Origin of the sequence: Gottfriedia luciferensis (assembly GCF_002156865.1) — a bacterium.
GTDB lineage: Bacteria > Bacillota > Bacilli > Bacillales > Bacillaceae_G > Gottfriedia > Gottfriedia luciferensis.
The window spans coordinates 1-18,784 of record NZ_NCTA01000054.1 but is presented as its reverse complement, the minus strand read 5'-3'; the positions used below and the strand labels follow the sequence as shown (position 1 = coordinate 18,784).

The window sequence follows — 18,784 nt, the reverse complement described above, 5'->3', positions numbered from 1 at the left end:
ATTGATTGGAGTGGAAGGTGGGAGACTCCTATGGGAGTAGCGGGAAGGGTGAGACCCCGCAGGCTTGCCGAGGAGGCTAAAGCCTCACGCCCCATGGAAAGCGAGCATCCTGTAACGGAAATCAACATTTTTTAACAGGGATAATAGAGAAATGGTTATTTTATTAAATAGTTATATACTGAAATTCCAGACAGAAATAAAATATGCAACGATCAAATTAACTTAATAATAAGATAATAATTCTTTAGGACTTAATGCTAGATTTCCTAAATGAAATAGATTATAATAAAAAATTGTATGAAATGAACTAATTATAGGTTTAACTTTTTATACTTACGAATAAACTATGAATATGTGCTTCCTAGTTTAGTGAAGATGGAAATAAAACTACATAAATCGATACATGTTTTGAAGGAATTACAAAAGACGTGTAGAAATTAATCATAAGCAATAAATAAATGGGTTAAATAAAACCAGAACTAGCAGTTGAATGCAATGCTTATGAACTACTGTGAGACTTCAAACTCGATTAATTTATTCCGTATTATATAGTGATCCTAAAAAATATAAAATATGGAATTATTTTTGTCGAAAGTTGAAGGAATACAGCGAGTTTTATCGAATAAAATAGTATATGGAGCTGTCAGTATGGGAAACAGAATTCCCGATGAACTTGTCGAGCAAGTTCGTCAGTCAGTTGACATAGTTGATGTAGTGAGTGAATATGTTCCTCTGAAAAAACAAGGAAGAAATTATTTTGGACTATGTCCGTTTCATGGAGAAAGTACACCATCTTTTTCTGTTTCTCCTGAAAAACAAATTTTTCATTGTTTTGGTTGCGGAGCTGGTGGAAATTCAATTTCTTTTATTATGCAGATTGAAGGTTTAAACTTTCAAGAATCTGTACAACAGCTAGCGAAGAATACAAATATCACTCTACCTTCGGATACGATTGACACTGTGAAGAATCCACAATCTACTGAGCAAGGTTTAATACTTGAAGCTCATGAGTTTGTCAAAAAGTACTATCATCATCTATTAGTTAACACTTCAGAAGGTAAACAGGCGTTAGAATATCTAAATAACAGAGGGATTTCTAGAGAGGAAATAAAGCATTTTGAGCTTGGTGTTGCTTTAGATTCTTGGGATGCTGTTACAAAGGTATTAGAAAAACGTGGTTATCCAATGCCGATCATGGAAAAAGCCGGTCTAGTGGTTCGAAGTGAACGAGATGGTAATTACTATGATCGATTTAGAAATCGATTAATATTTCCGATTCATAACCATCAAGGAAAGATTGTTGCATTTAGCGGAAGAATAATGGGTGAAGGATCACCAAAATATTTAAATAGTCCGGAAACATCAATCTTTCATAAAGGAAAATTATTATATCAATTTTACCAAGCGAAAAATGTCATGCGAAAGCAAAATCGTGCTGTTCTAATGGAAGGTTTTGCCGATGTCATCTCAGCATTTAAAGCAGGTGTTCATGACGCCGTTGCTACAATGGGAACTTCATTAACAGAGGATCAAGCAAAAGTATTGAAAACTACTGTTGATCAAATCATCATTTGTTATGACTCGGATCAAGCTGGTATTAATGCAACTGAAAAAGCTGCGAAAGTTCTTCAAAAAGAAGGCTTCACAATTAAAGTTGCGCAAATGCCGGATGGATTAGATCCAGATGAGTACATAAGGCAATTTGGTCCAGAAAAATTTAATACCTCTATTATTGAAGCTAGTGTATCATTAATGAGTTTTAAAATGCAATATCATCGAAAAGGAAAAAATCTTTTAGATGAAACTGTTAAATTTCAATATATTAAAGAAATGCTACAGGAAATTGCACAACTAAGTCAACTCATTGAACAAGATTATTATCTAAATCAACTCTCAAAAGAGTTTTCTATCTCGATTGAAGTACTTAAGAAGGAATTTGGACAATATAGTAATCAGGCAAATCGTATATCAAATGTAACAGAAGTAAAAACTGATATCAAACGTGATATTACTTCAAAAACACTATTACCTGCTCATGTGAAGGCTGAACAATTTCTTTTAGCTCATATGCTAAATAGCAGAGAAGTGACTGAAAAAGTAAGACAGCAATATCAGGGTCTATTCTACAACAATGATTATTCCGAGATTATAATCCATCTTTATGCTTATTATGAAGAGGGCAATGAGTCTAATATTAGTAAATTTATGAATTACCTTCCTTCAAAAAGGTTACTTGAAGTAGTTTCAAAAATTGTCAATTTACAGATAGCACCTGAACTAGCAGAGCGAGAGTTAAAGGATTATTTAGATGCTTTAAACAACTATGATAAACAACAACGTATACGTGAAAAAGAAATGGATCTTAAGAAGGCTGAACGTGAAGGAGATTTTGTGAAAGCTGCAACAATTCTCCAACAAATCACTCAGTTAAGGTCTAGTATGAAATATGTTAAATGATTCGCGAACTTTTCGAAGGAGGGGAACAGATGGCTGATAAATCGGCTCGTTCTAAAGATACTGAAACAGAATTAACACTTGATCAAGTAAAAGCAATTTTAATTGAAAGTGGTAAAAAACGTGGTGTTATTACATATGAAGAAATTGCAGATCGTTTAAATGGATTTGAAATTGATTCAGATCAATTAGAAGAATTTTATGAACAATTAGGTGAACAAGGTATTGATATTGTTGGTGACGCTGACGATGAACCAAGAGGTGCACAGTTAGAAAAAGAAGAGGAATTTGATTTAAATGATTTAAGTGTTCCTCCAGGCGTTAAAATCAATGATCCAGTACGTATGTACTTAAAAGAAATTGGTCGTGTTGACTTACTTTCTGGACAAGATGAAATTAATTTAGCTAAACGTATTGAAGAAGGCGATGAAGAAGCTAAACGCCGTCTAGCAGAAGCTAACTTACGATTAGTAGTAAGTATCGCAAAACGTTATGTAGGACGCGGTATGCTTTTCCTTGATCTAATTCAAGAAGGTAATATGGGTCTAATTAAAGCTGTTGAAAAATTTGATTACCGTAAAGGTTATAAATTTAGTACATATGCTACTTGGTGGATTCGACAAGCAATTACACGTGCAATCGCTGACCAGGCAAGAACGATTCGTATACCAGTACATATGGTCGAAACAATTAATAAATTAATCCGAGTACAACGTCAATTACTTCAAGATTTAGGTCGTGAGCCGTCTCCTGAAGAAATTGGTGAAGAAATGGATTTACCACCAGAAAAGGTAAGAGAAATCTTAAAAATTGCTCAAGAACCAGTTTCATTGGAAACACCAATTGGTGAAGAAGATGATTCACATTTAGGTGATTTCATTGAAGATTCTGAAGCGACTTCTCCAGCTGAACATGCAGCTTATGAAATGTTAAAAGAGCAATTAGAAGATGTTCTAGATACTCTTACAGATCGTGAAGAAAATGTATTACGTTTACGATTTGGTTTAGATGATGGACGTACACGTACTTTAGAAGAAGTTGGTAAAGTATTTGGTGTTACACGTGAGCGTATTCGTCAGATTGAAGCGAAAGCTCTACGTAAATTACGTCACCCAAGCCGTAGTAAACGATTAAAAGATTTCTTAGAATAGAATGTTCGAAAAGTTTATCCTGTATAGGGTAAACTTTTTTTTTATTCAAAGTGAAAATGATAAATACGTTTTAAATAGTATGAAAGGCTCATTAAAATTTTTGTCAAAATATATCGAATGTCCATACTCAAATTTCCTTTAAGATGCTATGCTAAATACAAAGTGTGATTTTTCAGACTTTTTTCAAGCTATCCATGGAGGTTGCCATATGGATGAACATAGGAAACGAATCATTTTAAAAGAGATCAAATTTTGGAAAGAAAACCGTATGCTACCTGAACAATATTGTAATTATCTATTAACAATTTATTCAGAAGGTGACACAAAGGATAATTTAGACAAAAATGGTTATGATAAATTATGGGCACTTCTAGGAGTATCTCCATTCATTTTGGCTCCATTAGTAACCTATTTACTTTATTTTACAGAATTGTCTTTAAATTTGCAATTACTCATTTACCCTACTGTTTTAATATTTTTAATCATTAGTGCAATACTACTGTCTATAAAAAAGTTAATTTGGAGACATATTACCTATATTGTAATCGCTATCATTTCATTGGAACTCATAATCGATTGGGTTGGATTTTTAACGAAGCTATCTCCATTAATGCTTGGGATCGTACTATTTGCTAATTGCTTGATTTGGATTTTAATTGGTTTCTTAAAAAAACTTACTTATTTCATTTATTCAGGGGTGAGCTTAATCATTTTATACATTGGATTTATGGTATACACATTGTAATGCTTTGGAATTTGAAGGGTTCTAGATTTTTGAAATCGTTTAACAATTTTTAAATTTATCCAATATAATACTTTTTTTATTGTTTTTAATCGTATACAATAATAATGTTATAGTCATTAATCTATTTTTTTAAGGGGTTACATAAGGGGGATCATAATGAAACGAAATCCATTAATTCCTTTTGCTCTAATTGCAGCACTAGGAATCGCAGTAATGCTTATTATTTCATTAAAAGGGGCAAAGCAGGCTGATGAGATTGCAAATGGCGATAAAAAGCCAGCTGAAACTAAGACTACTAAGCCAGATGAAATATACGCTCAAACATGTGTTAGCTGTCATGGTGATCAATTACAAGGGGTTGTAGGACCAAACTTAACAAAAGTAGGTTCTAGATACACAGAGGATCAAATTAAAGATATTTTAAAGAATGGTAAACAAGGCGGAATGCCTGCTGGTTTACTTCAAGGACCACAATTAGATGCTGTTGCAAAATGGTTATCTGAGAAAAAATAATGAATTTAAATGACCTCTTCATTAGAAGAGGTCATTTATGTGTTAGAATGTAGTCCTAAAATTCTTAGATTTATTTACTAATAGTCTGAAAAAACCTCTTCATTTTGAAGAGGTTTTTTATTTTCTAATTAGGTTTATCGACTAATTTAGTGTAGAATATATCATGAAAATAATATGAAATGGTGATTTTGTTATGAATGAAGTAAATTTATCAAGACGTTTAAAAAGAGTATTTGATTACATACCTGAAGGCACGAAATTAGCTGATATTGGATCAGATCATGCATATTTACCTTGTTACGCGGTTTTAAATAAGAGATGTACTTCTGCTATTGTTGGAGAGATAACAGAAGGTCCATTTAATTCAGCTCGTTCTACAATTCGTCAAAGTGGATTAGAAGGAATTGTAGAAGCGAGAATGGGAGATGGATTAGAAGTATTAGTACCAAACGAAGTAGATGTAATCACAATAGCCGGTATGGGCGGTTCATTAATCTCAAGTATTTTAGAGAATGGTAAGGAAAAACTTGAAGGTGTTGAAACGTTGGTTTTACAACCGAATATTGGTGCACATCAAATCAGGTATTGGCTTGAAAAAGAAGGCTATTCTCTTATCGAAGAAGATATAGTAGAAGAGGATGGAAAGATTTATGAAATCCTAGTTGCTTCTAAATCAAATCAAACAAGTCCGTACAGTGAACAAAAAGAAAAAGAATTATTCATTGGTCCATTTTTACTAAAAAAACAAAATGATGCATTTAAGAAAAAATGGGCACATGAAATGAAAAACTTTGAAAGAATCTTAACTCAGTTAGAATCTGCAAAACAAACTGAGGAATCAATTCAAAAAATGAAAGAAATCCAGCAGAAAATAGAGTGGATAAAAGAGGTGCTTTCATGAAAGCGATAAATGGTTTTCAGTTTGTGCAGCAATTTGAAGAATTGTTTCCTAAGCATTTGGCTGAAGAAGGAGATCCAAATGGTCTGCAAATCGGTACTTTGTCTAAACAAATCACAAAAGTATTAATCGCATTAGACGTTACAAAGGATGTTGTTGAAGAGGCAATCGCAATCGGTGCGAATTTAATTATCGCTCATCATCCAATTATTTATAGACCTTTAAAGAAAATTGATACGGATAGTGAGCCAGGAAAAATTGTAGAACTTTGTATAAAACATGATATCGCAGTATTTGCAGCTCATACAAATGTTGATATTGCAGAAATTGGCGTAAGTGATTTTCTTGCAGAGGCATTGCAATTAGAAAATACGAGTGTTCTTGCTCCTACTTATGTAGAAAAATTAATAAAATTAGTCGTGTATGTACCAAAAACACATGTTGAGGTTGTACGAGATGCACTTTGTAAAGCCGGGGCGGGTCATATTGGAAATTATAGTCATTGTACATTTAATTCCGATGGAACTGGAACATTTATGCCTTTAAGTGGTACAACGCCGTTTATCGGTCAACAAGGACAATTAGAAGAAGTAGAAGAAGTTAAGGTAGAAACAATTGTACCAGAATTAAAATTGAAAAACGTACTGAAATCAATGCATAAAGCCCATCCATATGAAGAAGTTGCCTACGATACATATGTTTTGAACAATGAAGGCAAAACTTATGGTATCGGACGAATTGGAAGCCTAAAAGAAGAGCTTTCTTTAGAAGAATTTGCTCATTATGTAAAGGAAAAGTTAGATTTACAAGGTGTAAGAGTAGTTGGTAATTTAAATGATAAAGTGAAAAAGGTTGCCATTGTTGGTGGAGATGGAAATAAATTTGCATTCCACGCAAAAAGAAATGGTGCTGATGTTTATTTAAGTGGTGATATATATTATCATGTCGCTCAAGATTGGAAAATGCTTAATTTAAATATTGTGGATGCTGGTCATAATATTGAGAAAGTAATGAAATTAGGTGTAAAGCATCTTTTGGACAATAAGCTGAAAGAGAAAAACATGTCTTGTGAAATTGTTGCATCATCTATTCATACAGACCCTTTTACATTTATTTGAAAAAATGAATAAAGAAAATAAGGACTCTCGGTAGTAATCCCGGAGTCCTTTTTATTAATCTTTTATTCTTACCTTAGGAAGTATTTTACTTAATCCTACATTTGATTTTGTTTCCCAAGTGCTTTTGTCATTAGGATCAAACTGTTCTAAGAAAGTAATGACTTCACGCGTAATTGGTGTAGGGGTTGAAGCGCCTGAGGTAACTGCAACAGTCTCTACACCCTCTAACCATTTTAGTTGAAGTTCAGTTAGATCTGAAATACGATATGCATTTGTGCCTGCTATTTCATGAGAAACCTGAGCAAGTCTATTTGAGTTATTACTCATTGGGTCACCAACAACGATTGTTAAATCTGCTTGGCCAGCTTGCTCAGCAATAGCCTCTTGACGCACTTGTGTAGCCATGCAAATTTCTTTATGAACATGAGCTGTAGGATACTTTTTAATTGCATATTGAATTAAATCAACGACATCCCATTGGCTCATAGTTGTTTGGTTTGTAATGATAATTTTATCTGTAGGAATTGATAAAGCGTCAATATCAGATTTATTTTGAATCAAATGTACAATAGATGGAGCAATTCCAACTGCACCTTCTGGCTCAGGATGACCTTTTTTACCTATATAAATAAAGTGGTATCCTTCAGACATACGTTCTTTAATTAAATCATGTGTTTTAGTAACATCTGGGCACGTTGCATCAATTGTTGTGAGCCCTTTTTTAATCGCTCTTGATTTTACTTCTGGAGATACTCCGTGGGCAGTAAAGATGACAGTTCCTTTGTCAATCTTTTCTAGTATATCTAATCTGCTTGGACCATCTAAAGTAATAATCCCTTCTTCTTCAAATGCGTCAGTAACATGTTTATTATGAACAATCATTCCAAGAATATAAATCGGTCTTGGAAGTGAAGGATCCTTTGCTGCATTTCTAGCAATAACCATTGCATCTACAACTCCGTAGCAATAGCCGCGTGGGGTAACTTTAATAACTTTCATGGAGTAGCCCCTCCTTTATAATATTGTTGTCATTTTTATTATAAAGGAGGGAGATGGTTGTATACAAAGAAAAAGAAAATTTACATAAACAATTTTGGTCTTGGATTTAAATTTCTTTCAGGTTCTTTCGGTTCTGGTATTGATTCTTGTTCGGTATTCAGTTTAACTTTTTTTCTTCTTTTTGGTGTTGTACTTTCTGCTGGTGTTAATTCAATGACTTCATTTGACTCTTTTTTGCTTTTTTTAGTTTCGGCCGGATCATCTGTATTTACTGCTTTGAAAATTTTATATAAGGAAGGAAAGTTTTTTACTGCAGGTGCGTATTGCTGAATCATTGGGGTAACCTGCTGAGCTGCTTGAACTGCTTTTTGCATACCGCCTATTACTCCAGTTATAGATGTATCACCGCCCATTAAGCGTGAGAAAAAGCCTGGATTATCTGATTCCTCTTTTTCAGGTGGTTGCCCAGTCATTGGAAATTGGTTTTGAAATGATTGTTGTTGATAATTACTGCTGTTATGTGATTGCATAACTGGTTGATTTTGAAAAGGGATCGATTGTAATATTTTGTTTTGATTGACATATTGTTGATGTGCATTTAATTGTGGTTGATATGCCACAGGTTGTTGATAATACCCTTGATTCCCAGCAAATTGTTGTGTTGGTTGATAGCCATTTTGTTGAAAAGGCAGTTGTGGAGAATGAGGATATGGAACTTGTTGCCCAAAATTTGGCCTCATACCGTATGGATTATGCATATTTTGATAACCCTGTTGATAACCATTAAAATAATTAGGTCCGTTCATAGGAAAAGGCTGTTTATTTTTTTTCTTAAACTTATCAAGTAATCCCATCCTAAAAACCTCCTTTCAAAATGCTCTTTATTACTTAGGCTATGCACATAGATTAAAAAGGTTAGTATAGGACAGTCTAAAAATTTAAATGCTAATAAATGAGAAAGAAAAAATAAGTAATGGCTTTTAATGGACAAACTATTGTATAATAGATAATTGTAACTATTTTGTTTGTGGATATTAATCCCTCATTACATAGAAAGTTTAAATTAAGAAGGTGAATTATATGGCAATTTCATTTAAAAATTATCAATTAAAACCATTTATTTTGGAAGCAATAGAGAAGAAACACTTTACAGAACCAACAGAAATACAAAAAAAGATTATTCCTCAAGTAAAAACTGGACGAAGTGTGATTGGACAATCCCAAACTGGTTCAGGGAAGACACATGCATATTTAATTCCAACAATAAATACGTTAGACCCATCAGTTGATCAGGTTCAATTAGTAATTACTGCTCCAACCCGTGAATTAGCAACTCAAATTTATAATGATGTTCAAGATATCATTGCATGTTGTCCTGAGGATCAACAATTAACTGCAAAAAACTTCGTTGGTGGAACAGACTATAAACGTACTGTTGAAAAACTAAAGAAACAACCGCATATTGTAATCGGAACGACAGGTCGTATTAAAGACTTAGTAAACGATAATGTATTATTAGTTCATACGACAAAATATTTAGTTGTAGATGAAGCAGATTTAATGTTAGATATGGGATTCATCCATGATGTGGACCAAGTTGCATCAAAAATGCCAAAGAAATTACAAATGTTAGTTTTCTCTGCAACCATTCCAGAAAAACTAAAGCCATTTTTGAAAAAGTACATGGAAAATCCAGAACATATTCATATTAATCCTAAACAACTTTCTGCACAGAAAATTGAGCATATTATCGTACCTAGTCGTCATAAAGACAAAGTTAAAATGGCAAAAGACATTTTATTAAGTTTCCAACCTTATTTAGCGATTATCTTTACGAATACAAAGAAAAAAGCTGAAGAAGTTGCGACTCAATTATCATCATATGGCTTAAAAGTTGGTCAAATTCATGGAGATTTAACTCCTCGTGAACGTAAAAAAATGATGAAGCAAATCCAGGATTTAGAGTTCCAATATATCGTTGCGACCGATTTAGCTTCTCGTGGTATCGATATTGAAGGGGTAAGCCATGTTATTAATATTGAGCTCCCTGCTGATTTAGACTTTTATGTTCACCGTGTAGGTCGTACTGGTCGTGCAAACTTCTCTGGAACTGCGATTACAATTTATGATCAAGAAGATGACCAAGCATTAGATAAACTTCAGGAACGCGGTATTACATTTGAACATCGCGAACTTAAAAAAGGTGAGTGGGTTGATTTAGGTCCACGCTCAAAACGTAAGCTTCGTAAAAAGACTGATCGTAACTTAGATCTAGCTGCTAATAAAACAATCAAAAAGCCATCTAAAGTAAAGCCAGGCTATAAGCGTAAACTGAACGAGCAAAGAGAATCATTCAAAAACAGATTAAAGCGAAAAACTGAAAGATAATTTTGTAAAAGAAAGAAAGGGATATTAATTCCTTTCTTTTTTTTCCTTATACAGTTTACCCCCTCGATTCTTTCCCTTTAACCATGTTTTAATTTCATGTTAAAATGGAAAGTATGATTAACTTAGCTAGGAGTGAAAGTAAATGTTACGAATTGGATCTCATGTTTCTATGAGCGGAAAAAAGATGTTTTTAGCGGCTAGTGAAGAAGCAGCAAGCTATGGTGCAAATACATTCATGGTATACACTGGTGCGCCTCAAAATACACGTCGTAAAGCAATAGAAGATTTAAATATTGAAGCTGGATTAAAACATATGGCAGAAAACGGTATTGCAGATATTATTGTACATGCTCCATATATTATTAATATTGGAAATACAACAAATCCTTCGACTTATGAACTAGGTGTTGAATTTTTACAAAAGGAAATCGATCGTACGGCAGCATTAGGTGCAAAACAAATTGTTTTACATCCAGGAGCACATGTTGGTGCAGGTGAAGATGCTGGTATTGAACGAATCATTCAAGGTTTAAATGAAGTATTAACTCCTGATACGCCTGTTCAAATCGCGCTTGAAACGATGGCAGGGAAGGGCTCAGAATGTGGTAAGTCATTCGAAGAAATTGCAAGAATTATGGAAGGTGTTCATTACAGTGATAAATTATCCGTTTGTTTCGATACTTGTCATATTAATGACGCTGGATACGACATTGTAAATGATTTTGATGGTGTATTGCAACAATTCGATCAACTAATTGGTATTGATAAGTTAAAAGTACTTCATATTAATGATAGTAAAAATCCAATGGGAAGTCGCAAAGACCGCCATGAAAATATTGGATTTGGAACGATTGGTTTCAAAGCATTAAATTACATTGTCCATCATCCACAATTAATGGACATACCTAAAATTCTTGAAACTCCATACGTTGGTGAAGATAAAAATAATAAAGTTGCTCCATATAAGTTAGAAATCGAAATGTTACGTAATCAAGAATTCAATGAAAACTTAGTTCAAGAATTATTGAAGGCATAATAAGGCAGTAAGAACAAATAATGTAAAAAGCAGGCACCGTGCTAAGAAATTTCTTAGTCATCGGTCCTGCTTTTTTATGTCATGTATTTATTTCAAAGATAGAAGATCTACATTCTTCATTATAATTGTATTTCTACCATCTTTTTTAACTTACTATCTAAATATGAAGCGATAATTTTCCCATCTTTAATCCGTTTTACAGTGACGGTGTTACTAATAAATTCGTGATCTTGGTCATCTAAATGCAATAATTTAATATAGACAACATGTGCTTTATCACGTTCGATTAAACTACTAGCGATATTAAGAGCTAAGTTATGGCTTAAATCATTCATATGAAACAGATGATTAAACTTTACTTCATTTTGTGTTTCTTTGTCTAAATAGATTATTTCATAATGTAGCTCATGTAAATCCATATTAATCCCTCTCATTTCGTTTTGGAATAAGTATTGATTCGTTGTATGAGCATTATATGATGGATGAAATGAGTAGAGTTATTAATTAAAGGTTTTTAATCAACATTTTAACCAAGCTTAAGTTAACTTTTGGAAAATTGTATCAATTTGTTGTGCAGTAGCTTTAGAGGTAACATTTGCAATTTGGGAAAGGATTTGCTTTTTATGATCGGCGTCGTAAATATTATAATTCTTCCCGTTTAAAATTGCAGCCACTTTATTAGCTTGATCTGGTGTAATATAAACCTGGTGTTGTTGACTTAATTTTAATAAATCTTTTGGTGTAATGTTATTAACCTTTTTATTTATGAGAGTTTGGATAATATTCATTCTGTACCTCCTCCAAGATGTAGTTAAACTCATCGATACATTTTATGTGAAGAACAGTTAATTAATGAACTATTGAAAAGAATAAGCACATTTAAATTTTGGAATTAAACCGGATTTGAGCGGGGGATTGTAAAATTGGTTACTCTATTAATCTAATAAACTATAAAAAGCTTAAATTCATAATAGAATTTAAGCTTTTTATAAAGAAGATTATTAATGAATTGCTTTCTTCTTAAATTTACCACCTTTTACATCTGCAATATTACCGATTGCAATAAAGGCATTTTCATCAAAGTCTTCAACAATTGATTTTAATTTTGCTTCCTCAAGTCGTGAAATAACTGTAAAGATGATTTTTTTATCTTCACCCATAAAGCCACCTTCACCATGGAAGTATGTAACACCTCGACCTAAACGAGCGTTTAGTGCATCTCCAATTTCTTTATCATAATCACTTATTATCCAAACAGATTTAGTATCCTGGAAACCTTCAATTGTTAAGTCAATAGTTTTAAAAGCTACATAATAGGCAATTAATGAATACATGGCATTGTCCCAGCCGAATACAAAACCTGCACTTCCAAGAATAAAGACATTAAATGCCATAACAACTTCACCGATTGAGAAAGGTGATGACTTTGTTAATAAGATCCCTATGATTTCAGTTCCATCAAGCGAACCACCATTACGAATAACTAAGCCTACTCCAATCCCAAGTCCAAGCCCACCAAATAAAGCCGCCAATAATGGATCGTTCGTTAAATGTGGAATGTCCTTAAATAGGGAGGTAAATACTGATAATACAGTGATACCGTATAATGTTGAGATAGCGAATGTTTTACCTATTTGTTTATAACCTACTAATACAAAAGGTAAATTTAGTAAGAATAGAAAAATACCGAGATTAATCGAAGTAATATGGGAGAGGATCAATGAGATACCTACAATTCCACCATCAATGATATCAGTTGGAATAAAGAAAGATTTTAAGCATACTGCCATCAAAGCAGCTCCTAAAGTAATAAATAACCCCCGTTTAATGATTTTGAAATTTGAAAGTCTACGATGTGTAATTGCGTTCAAAAAACCACCTCTTTATCTATATTTATATGTCAATTGTAACATATGTATTTTTTGTCACAAAGTGAAACGGCTTAATAATTAAAAAATGATTAGAGAATTTTAAAATGATTTTAATCAGTTTCGTAAAATAAACTCCAATTTTTAGTTGAATTTTTATCTAAATCGAAAGAGTTGGAGGCAATGAAATGGATTGAAAAAATCTGTATAAATTGCCGAGTTTTCTTTGTTTACAAATAAGAAGGATTCTCTTATACTAATAACTTGAAGTAAAACGTAATTATTCCTAAATAGATGAAGGTGTATAAATGAGTCAAAATATAATTAATATTGAAGATTTGTCTTATAGTTATGATCGTCAAAAAGTTTTAAACGGCATTAATCTTCAAGTAAAAAAAGGAGACTTTTTAGGGTTAGTTGGTCCAAATGGTAGTGGGAAATCAACATTATTAAAATGTATACTTGGTATCCAACAACCTGATGAAGGGAAAATTGAATTATTTGGTACTGATATTCGAAAGCTGAAAAACTGGGATAAAATCGGATACGTTTCTCAAAAAGCAAATAGCTTTAACTCAGGTTTTCCTGCTTCCGTTTTTGAGGTAGTTTCCCTAGGTCTAGTTTCAAAAATTGGATTATTTAATGGTTTTAAAAAATCAGATAAAGAAAAAGTTGCTGAAGCACTAAAATCAGTTGGTATGTATGAGTTTGCAAATCGTAATATTGGTGAGCTTTCGGGAGGTCAGCAACAGCGTGTATTTATCGCACGTGCACTTGTTAGTAATCCTGAACTAATCATTTTAGATGAACCAACTGTCGGGGTAGATGCTGAAAATGTTGAAAGCTTTTATCAACTACTAAGTGACTTGAATTCTAAACTTGGGATTACATTACTATTAGTATCGCATGACATTGGGATTATTACGGATAAAGTATCACATGTTGCCTGTTTGAATAAAAGACTTCATTTCCATGGTAGTAGAGAAAAATTTAAAGATGCTACTGAGAATGATTTATCTCTTCTATATGGTCATTCTGTACATGTACTATCCCACAATCACGAGCTTGAGGATGGGGGAAATAGAGTATGATGGATTTTTTTCATTATGATTTTTTACGAAACACGTTAATTACAGGCATGATCATTGGCATAATGGCTCCTTTATTAGGTGTCTTTGTTGTCTTTAGAAGATTATCATTAATTTCAGATGCATTAAGCCATGTTACATTATCGGGCGTTGCAGCAAGTCTTTTAATTGAAAAATACTTCTTTACATCTGGTTTTATTAGTCCGTTATTTATGGGTATGACATTTTCAGTAGCCGGAGCATTTTTAATTGAAAAATTAAGAAGTGTATATAAACATTATCAAGAGTTGGCGATACCTATTATTCTATCTGGTGGAATGGGGTTAGGAGTAATTTTAATCTCATTGGCAAATGGATTTAATACAGATCTTTTTAGTTATTTATTTGGAAGTGTTAGCGCTGTTTCACAGCAAGATTTAATTACTGTCATAATTATAGCTGTATTAGTAGTAATATCTATCATAGTACTTTACAAAGAATTATTTTTATTATCCTTTGATGAAGAGTATGCGGTTGCTTCAGGTATTAATGCAAAATGGTTACATTATTTGTTTATCTTATTAGTTGCATTAGTCGTATCGATTTCAATGAGAGTTGTCGGAGTATTACTAGTCTCATCTCTTATGACATTACCGGTCGCAGCAAGTATACGAATTTCGAATGGATTTAAACAAACGATTATCTTTTCAATCATTTTTGGCGAGCTTTCAGTTGTTGCAGGTATATTGCTTTCTTATAATTTAAATCTTGCGCCAGGTGGTACGATTGTAATCCTGCAAATCCTTATTCTTATTTTAACTTTAGGTTGGAAGAAATTAAGAACAAGATAAAGGTAGTGATTAAATGAAATTAGCAGATGCATCAAAATTATTAAAAGATAGAGGATTTAAAAACACGCCTAAACGTTATGATATGCTTGAATATATTTTTAGGCAAAATAAATATGTAACTGCAAGAGATATCCAACAAGCTTTAAAAGATAAATACAGAGGACTTAGCTTTGATACAATTTATCGGAACTTATCTACATTTATTGAAGTAGATGTAGTTGAAGTTACGGAATTAGATGGTGAAAAAAGATTTCGATCTAAATGCTCTTCATCAGAACATCATCATCATTTTATTTGTTTAGATTGTGGCAATACAAAGAGCATTTATCGATGTCCTATGGAAAATATAACTTTAGATTTACCGGGCTATACTGTTCAAAGTCATAAATTTGAAATATATGGACTTTGTCCAGAATGTAGTTAATAGATTGGAAAAATAGAGGCTCATTTCGAGCTTCTTTTTTTATAGGTTTTGTTGAAAAAGAAGGATGATTTCCGTTACAGGATGCTCGCTTTCCATGGGGCGTGAGCTGAGCCTCCTCGGCAAGCCTGCGGGGTCTCAGCCTTCCCGCTACTCCCATAGGAGTCTCCCACCTTCCACTCCAATCAATGTCTTTAATTAGTCTATAAAATAAATTCTATTTTATACTTTTTGAAAATATCTACATTTAACATAGTCTTTTATAGATAGGGGATTGGAGAATCAATAAAATATACCAAAATATACCAAATTCAATTATACTTAAGTTAATAAAAAATAGTGATTTTAATTTTTTAGGAGTGTTTTAGCCATGGGGGATATAATATTTCAGTTAATCGTATTTGTAGTACCTATCATTATTATTTTTGCTATTTTCTTGATATTTAAATCTTTTAAGAAATCTAAACAACAAATGCAGAGACTTGAAGCAAAAATTGATAAACTAAACGAGAGTATAAAAAAATGAATAATTGAGGGAAATAAGGACAATATTGGATATTGTCTTTTTATCGTATATAGGGTATAGTAAAATGCATCATATACGTTTAAATGTTTAAACGTATTGTCATAATAAAAAAAATAAAATCAAAATATATATTTAGGGTAGGAGATAATCATATGAAATCAAAAGAAACCGTCTTAATCACTGGAGCTTCTGGAGGAATCGGGAAAGAATTAGCTATTTTGTTTGCAAAAGATGGATTCAATCTAGTACTAGTTGCTAGATCCAAAGAAAATTTAATGAAAGTAAAGAATGAAATTGAATCATTTTCAGATGGATCCATTCAAATCTATTCGAAAGATTTATCAAAAGAGGATGAAATTATAGCTTTACAAAATGAACTAAGTAGTAATAACATACAAATCGATTATTTAGTTAATAATGCTGGTTTTGGTTTATTTGGAGAATTTGTTAATACAAGTTTAGATGAAGAGTTAAATATGATTGATTTAAATATACGTACCGTAACCCATCTTACAAAGTTGTTCTTAAAAGGAATGGTTGAACGAAATAAAGGTGGTGTAATGAATATTGCATCTACTGCAGCATTCCAACCCGGTCCATTAATGTCAGTATATTATGCAACAAAGGCATATGTTCTGTCATTCTCAGAGGCACTTTCAAATGAAATGAAAGGGACAAATGTAAAAATAACTGCCGTTTGCCCTGGAGCTACTGAAACAAATTTTGGAAATCGAGCTAGTATGAATGAATCAAAATTATTCCAAAGTGGAGTCGGCAATGTAAAAGATGTGGCTAGAATTGCGTATGAAGGATTTAATAAAGGGAAAACAATTGTTATTCCTGGAACAACTAATAAAGTATTGGCAAACTCCGTGCGTTTCATGCCAAGAAAAATGGTCACATCAGTGGTAAGGTATATCCAAAGAAGAATATAATAGTTGAAACGAATTTAAATTATTATCTATTGAAACGACTCTGTTAACTAAAACAGAGTCGTTTTTTTTTCTCTAAAATATGTATTTAAATGTGTCCGATCGATAGAGTTATGTATGCTTGAAATGACAAAATCCTAAATTAGTAAATAGATTAACGAATGAATTATTGTTTTGGATGTGTGAACACTTGGAATAATACGCCAAATTTATCTGCAACTTTGCCATAGCAAGGGCTAAATCCAGTGTCTTGTAATGGTAATTCTACTTGACCACCAACTGAAAGCCCTTCAAAATATCGTTTTGATTTTTCAATCTCATTTGTTGAAATACAAATTGTAACTTGATTTCCCGTTTGATGTGGGTAACCAGGATATGTATCTGATAGCATTAAGACAGAGTCGCCGATTTGAATTGTTGCATGCATGATACAATCTTTTGCTTCATCAGGGATTTTTCCTTCCGGATCAGGTGCTTCTGCATAAGATTGACTAAATAGAACCTTTGCATCAAGAACTTCTTCATAAAACTTAATTGCTTCTTTTGCATCACCATTCATAATTAAATAAGGGATTAATTCTACTGACATTTCCTTCACTCCTTAAATGAAATTTGTTGCCTCTTAAAATTGTTAACGCTTGTCAATCCAAAATCATATTCTATTCTATCCATAATTAATTATAAAATAAAGAACATACGTTTGTAAATAATGGTATTTTTTTTTATTTCGACAACGAACGGGAACTTTTGTTCTTTTTTTGTAGGTTAATTATCCAGTAAAGAAAGGGAAATTGTTTTGATTGTTGAATACTATTCATTAAGGCAAATGACTGACTTATTAAACTTGTAGCCTAGGAGGCTGAGTAGTTTGCAGGAGCTCAAAAAATATAGAAGAAAGGTTTTCATTTTATTAACTGTAATCGTCATATCGTATATTGGATATTTCACTGAGCCATTGCCATTTGTTAGTAGAAAAATTTTAGAGGGAATATTCTGGCTATCATTGATTAGTTGTGTAGGAGTCATTACAAATGGCGTAATTAAGTTTAGCCATAAAATTGGAAGGCTAACATATTTTTTTGTATTAGCTAGTTTAATTTGCGCCTTGTTAACGTTTGTGATTGGAAGTTTAAACCTAATAAAAACCATTTCATTATTTCTCTATTATATTTGTCTTCTAGCAAGCTTAATTACTGGAGTTATTGCAATCGTAAAAGAAGAAAAAGGATTAGCTAAATTATCAGGTTTTATATTGATGCTATTATTTGGAATACTCTTTATGTGCACATTAATTTTTTCAAATTTAAATGGTGTTAAGTTTTGAAAGAGATTTTGTCTCTTTAAATTTATCTATTACTGAATCCATCAGTGTATCGATGGTTTTTTTTTTTTTTTATTAAAATGAATGTTGAATGTGGTGGATATTTATAAAGATTTTAAAATTTAGAATAATTCAAGACAATGATTGGAGTGGAAGGTGGGAGACTCCTATGGGAGTAGCGGGAAGGGTGAGACCCCGCAGGCTTGCCGAGGAGGCTCAGCTCACGCCCCATGGAAAGCGAGCATCCTGGAACGGAAATCAACCTTCTTTTTTAACAATGCCTAAATACAAAAAGGAATCGCTAATTTGCGATTCCTAAAACATTTATTTATTTGCTGCATTTATTACTTTAAGAGAATCATTTAATGCAGTTTGACACTTACTTACATTTGGATTTGTAGAACGGGTTGATGCTAGTACAACATCGATTGTCCCATCTATTTTAGTCCAAGTTTTGCCGTCTATTTTTCTTAGTTTAGCTTCTGAAGTGTCCCAT

20 protein-coding genes are annotated in these 18,784 nt (G+C 32.5%); 14 read left to right on the top strand and 6 right to left on the bottom strand.

Translation table 11 applies throughout. The annotated features are described in order from the left end of the window. Positions 1-648 precede the first annotated feature (648 nt). From dnaG to B7R67_RS19995, 6 genes are all read left to right on the top strand, one after another. Positions 649-2,457 (top strand): DNA primase, encoded by a 1,809-nt coding sequence (gene dnaG / locus B7R67_RS20020; RefSeq protein WP_088072759.1) that lies wholly within the window; start codon positions 649-651, stop codon positions 2,455-2,457. A gap of 29 nt (positions 2,458-2,486) precedes the next feature. Beyond that, on the top strand, positions 2,487-3,605 hold the full coding sequence (gene rpoD, locus B7R67_RS20015; RefSeq protein WP_088072758.1) for an RNA polymerase sigma factor RpoD: 1,119 nt from the start codon (positions 2,487-2,489) through the stop codon (positions 3,603-3,605). Between the two features lie 208 nt (positions 3,606-3,813). Continuing rightward, entirely contained in the window at positions 3,814-4,350 is a 537-nt protein-coding gene (locus tag B7R67_RS20010) for a hypothetical protein (protein ID WP_088072757.1), read from the top strand. Positions 4,351-4,506: 156 nt separating this feature from the next. Continuing rightward, the gene (gene cccA / locus B7R67_RS20005; RefSeq protein WP_088072756.1) at positions 4,507-4,863 is read left to right on the top strand and encodes a cytochrome c550; all 357 of its coding nucleotides are present in this window, start codon (positions 4,507-4,509) and stop codon (positions 4,861-4,863) included. A gap of 193 nt (positions 4,864-5,056) precedes the next feature. Further along, entirely contained in the window at positions 5,057-5,764 is a 708-nt protein-coding gene (locus B7R67_RS20000) for a tRNA (adenine(22)-N(1))-methyltransferase (protein ID WP_088072755.1), read from the top strand. Beyond that, a complete protein-coding gene (locus B7R67_RS19995) occupies positions 5,761-6,879 on the top strand; it encodes a Nif3-like dinuclear metal center hexameric protein (protein ID WP_088072754.1) in 1,119 nt (372 codons plus the stop codon). Before B7R67_RS20000 ends, B7R67_RS19995 begins: the two co-directional genes overlap by 4 nt. 54 nt (positions 6,880-6,933) lie before the next feature. Here B7R67_RS19995 and B7R67_RS19990 read toward each other — a convergent pair whose 3' ends face one another. Further along, positions 6,934-7,878 (bottom strand): 4-hydroxy-3-methylbut-2-enyl diphosphate reductase, encoded by a 945-nt coding sequence (locus B7R67_RS19990; protein ID WP_088072753.1) that lies wholly within the window; start codon positions 7,876-7,878, stop codon positions 6,934-6,936. A gap of 80 nt (positions 7,879-7,958) precedes the next feature. After that, on the bottom strand, positions 7,959-8,732 hold the full coding sequence (vrrA, locus tag B7R67_RS19985; RefSeq protein WP_088072752.1) for a VrrA/YqfQ family protein: 774 nt from the start codon (positions 8,730-8,732) through the stop codon (positions 7,959-7,961). Positions 8,733-8,958: 226 nt separating this feature from the next. On the opposite strand from vrrA, the gene B7R67_RS19980 reads away from it, so the two are divergent. Further along, positions 8,959-10,266, top strand: a complete 1,308-nt coding sequence (locus B7R67_RS19980) for a DEAD/DEAH box helicase (protein WP_088072751.1) — start codon at positions 8,959-8,961, stop codon at positions 10,264-10,266. A 142-nt stretch (positions 10,267-10,408) separates the two neighbouring features. Then, positions 10,409-11,302, top strand: a complete 894-nt coding sequence (locus B7R67_RS19975) for a deoxyribonuclease IV (protein WP_088072750.1) — start codon at positions 10,409-10,411, stop codon at positions 11,300-11,302. Positions 11,303-11,421: 119 nt separating this feature from the next. On the opposite strand, the gene B7R67_RS19970 is transcribed toward B7R67_RS19975, so the two are convergent. The 3 genes from B7R67_RS19970 to B7R67_RS19960 all read right to left on the bottom strand — a co-directional run bounded on the left by B7R67_RS19970 (position 11,422) and on the right by B7R67_RS19960 (position 13,173). After that, positions 11,422-11,721: a hypothetical protein gene (locus B7R67_RS19970; protein WP_088072749.1), complete on the bottom strand. Its 300-nt coding sequence runs from the start codon at positions 11,719-11,721 to the stop codon at positions 11,422-11,424. Positions 11,722-11,838: 117 nt separating this feature from the next. Continuing rightward, positions 11,839-12,090 carry a DUF2624 family protein gene (locus B7R67_RS19965; protein ID WP_088072748.1) on the bottom strand — a complete coding sequence of 84 codons (252 nt, stop codon included), beginning with the start codon at positions 12,088-12,090 and terminating at the stop codon, positions 11,839-11,841. Between the two features lie 213 nt (positions 12,091-12,303). Further along, complete coding sequence (locus B7R67_RS19960; protein WP_088072747.1) at positions 12,304-13,173, bottom strand: YitT family protein; 870 nt, start codon at positions 13,171-13,173, stop codon at positions 12,304-12,306. Positions 13,174-13,478: 305 nt separating this feature from the next. Here B7R67_RS19960 and B7R67_RS19955 point away from each other — a divergent pair, with 305 nt between their 5' ends. The 5 genes from B7R67_RS19955 to B7R67_RS19935 all read left to right on the top strand — a co-directional run bounded on the left by B7R67_RS19955 (position 13,479) and on the right by B7R67_RS19935 (position 16,970). Continuing rightward, entirely contained in the window at positions 13,479-14,261 is a 783-nt protein-coding gene (locus B7R67_RS19955; protein ID WP_088072746.1) for a metal ABC transporter ATP-binding protein, read from the top strand. Further along, complete coding sequence (locus tag B7R67_RS19950; protein ID WP_088072745.1) at positions 14,258-15,088, top strand: metal ABC transporter permease; 831 nt, start codon at positions 14,258-14,260, stop codon at positions 15,086-15,088. Before B7R67_RS19955 ends, B7R67_RS19950 begins: the two co-directional genes overlap by 4 nt. A gap of 13 nt (positions 15,089-15,101) precedes the next feature. Beyond that, positions 15,102-15,512 carry a Fur family transcriptional regulator gene (locus B7R67_RS19945; RefSeq protein WP_088072744.1) on the top strand — a complete coding sequence of 137 codons (411 nt, stop codon included), beginning with the start codon at positions 15,102-15,104 and terminating at the stop codon, positions 15,510-15,512. 367 nt (positions 15,513-15,879) lie between these two features. Further along, the gene (locus tag B7R67_RS19940; RefSeq protein ID WP_088072743.1) at positions 15,880-16,035 is read left to right on the top strand and encodes a DUF4083 domain-containing protein; all 156 of its coding nucleotides are present in this window, start codon (positions 15,880-15,882) and stop codon (positions 16,033-16,035) included. A 152-nt stretch (positions 16,036-16,187) separates the two neighbouring features. Beyond that, positions 16,188-16,970: an SDR family NAD(P)-dependent oxidoreductase gene (locus tag B7R67_RS19935; RefSeq protein WP_088072742.1), complete on the top strand. Its 783-nt coding sequence runs from the start codon at positions 16,188-16,190 to the stop codon at positions 16,968-16,970. Positions 16,971-17,133: 163 nt separating this feature from the next. Here B7R67_RS19935 and B7R67_RS19930 read toward each other — a convergent pair whose 3' ends face one another. Continuing rightward, entirely contained in the window at positions 17,134-17,556 is a 423-nt protein-coding gene (locus B7R67_RS19930) for a VOC family protein (RefSeq protein WP_088072741.1), read from the bottom strand. A 279-nt stretch (positions 17,557-17,835) separates the two neighbouring features. Here B7R67_RS19930 and B7R67_RS19925 point away from each other — a divergent pair, with 279 nt between their 5' ends. After that, entirely contained in the window at positions 17,836-18,291 is a 456-nt protein-coding gene (locus B7R67_RS19925; protein WP_088072740.1) for a hypothetical protein, read from the top strand. Positions 18,292-18,784: the final 493 nt, after the last annotated feature.

Excerpts from the sequence above, each read along its gene's own strand:
- B7R67_RS19975 (WP_088072750.1), top strand. The coding sequence starts at position 10,409 with ATGTTACGAATTGGATCTCATGTTTCTATGAGCGGAAAAAAGATGTTT.
- B7R67_RS19980 (WP_088072751.1), top strand. The coding sequence starts at position 8,959 with ATGGCAATTTCATTTAAAAATTATCAATTAAAACCATTTATTTTGGAA.
- cccA (WP_088072756.1), top strand. The coding sequence starts at position 4,507 with ATGAAACGAAATCCATTAATTCCTTTTGCTCTAATTGCAGCACTAGGA.
- B7R67_RS19955 (WP_088072746.1), top strand. The coding sequence starts at position 13,479 with ATGAGTCAAAATATAATTAATATTGAAGATTTGTCTTATAGTTATGAT.
- vrrA (WP_088072752.1), bottom strand. The coding sequence starts at position 8,732 with ATGGGATTACTTGATAAGTTTAAGAAAAAAAATAAACAGCCTTTTCCT.
- rpoD (WP_088072758.1), top strand. The coding sequence starts at position 2,487 with ATGGCTGATAAATCGGCTCGTTCTAAAGATACTGAAACAGAATTAACA.
- B7R67_RS19935 (WP_088072742.1), top strand. The coding sequence starts at position 16,188 with ATGAAATCAAAAGAAACCGTCTTAATCACTGGAGCTTCTGGAGGAATC.
- B7R67_RS19970 (WP_088072749.1), bottom strand. The coding sequence starts at position 11,721 with ATGGATTTACATGAGCTACATTATGAAATAATCTATTTAGACAAAGAA.
- B7R67_RS19950 (WP_088072745.1), top strand. The coding sequence starts at position 14,258 with ATGATGGATTTTTTTCATTATGATTTTTTACGAAACACGTTAATTACA.
- B7R67_RS19990 (WP_088072753.1), bottom strand. The coding sequence starts at position 7,878 with ATGAAAGTTATTAAAGTTACCCCACGCGGCTATTGCTACGGAGTTGTA.
- B7R67_RS20010 (WP_088072757.1), top strand. The coding sequence starts at position 3,814 with ATGGATGAACATAGGAAACGAATCATTTTAAAAGAGATCAAATTTTGG.
- dnaG (WP_088072759.1), top strand. The coding sequence starts at position 649 with ATGGGAAACAGAATTCCCGATGAACTTGTCGAGCAAGTTCGTCAGTCA.
- B7R67_RS19930 (WP_088072741.1), bottom strand. The coding sequence starts at position 17,556 with ATGTCAGTAGAATTAATCCCTTATTTAATTATGAATGGTGATGCAAAA.
- B7R67_RS19965 (WP_088072748.1), bottom strand. The coding sequence starts at position 12,090 with ATGAATATTATCCAAACTCTCATAAATAAAAAGGTTAATAACATTACA.
- B7R67_RS20000 (WP_088072755.1), top strand. The coding sequence starts at position 5,057 with ATGAATGAAGTAAATTTATCAAGACGTTTAAAAAGAGTATTTGATTAC.
- B7R67_RS19945 (WP_088072744.1), top strand. The coding sequence starts at position 15,102 with ATGAAATTAGCAGATGCATCAAAATTATTAAAAGATAGAGGATTTAAA.
- B7R67_RS19995 (WP_088072754.1), top strand. The coding sequence starts at position 5,761 with ATGAAAGCGATAAATGGTTTTCAGTTTGTGCAGCAATTTGAAGAATTG.
- B7R67_RS19940 (WP_088072743.1), top strand. The coding sequence starts at position 15,880 with ATGGGGGATATAATATTTCAGTTAATCGTATTTGTAGTACCTATCATT.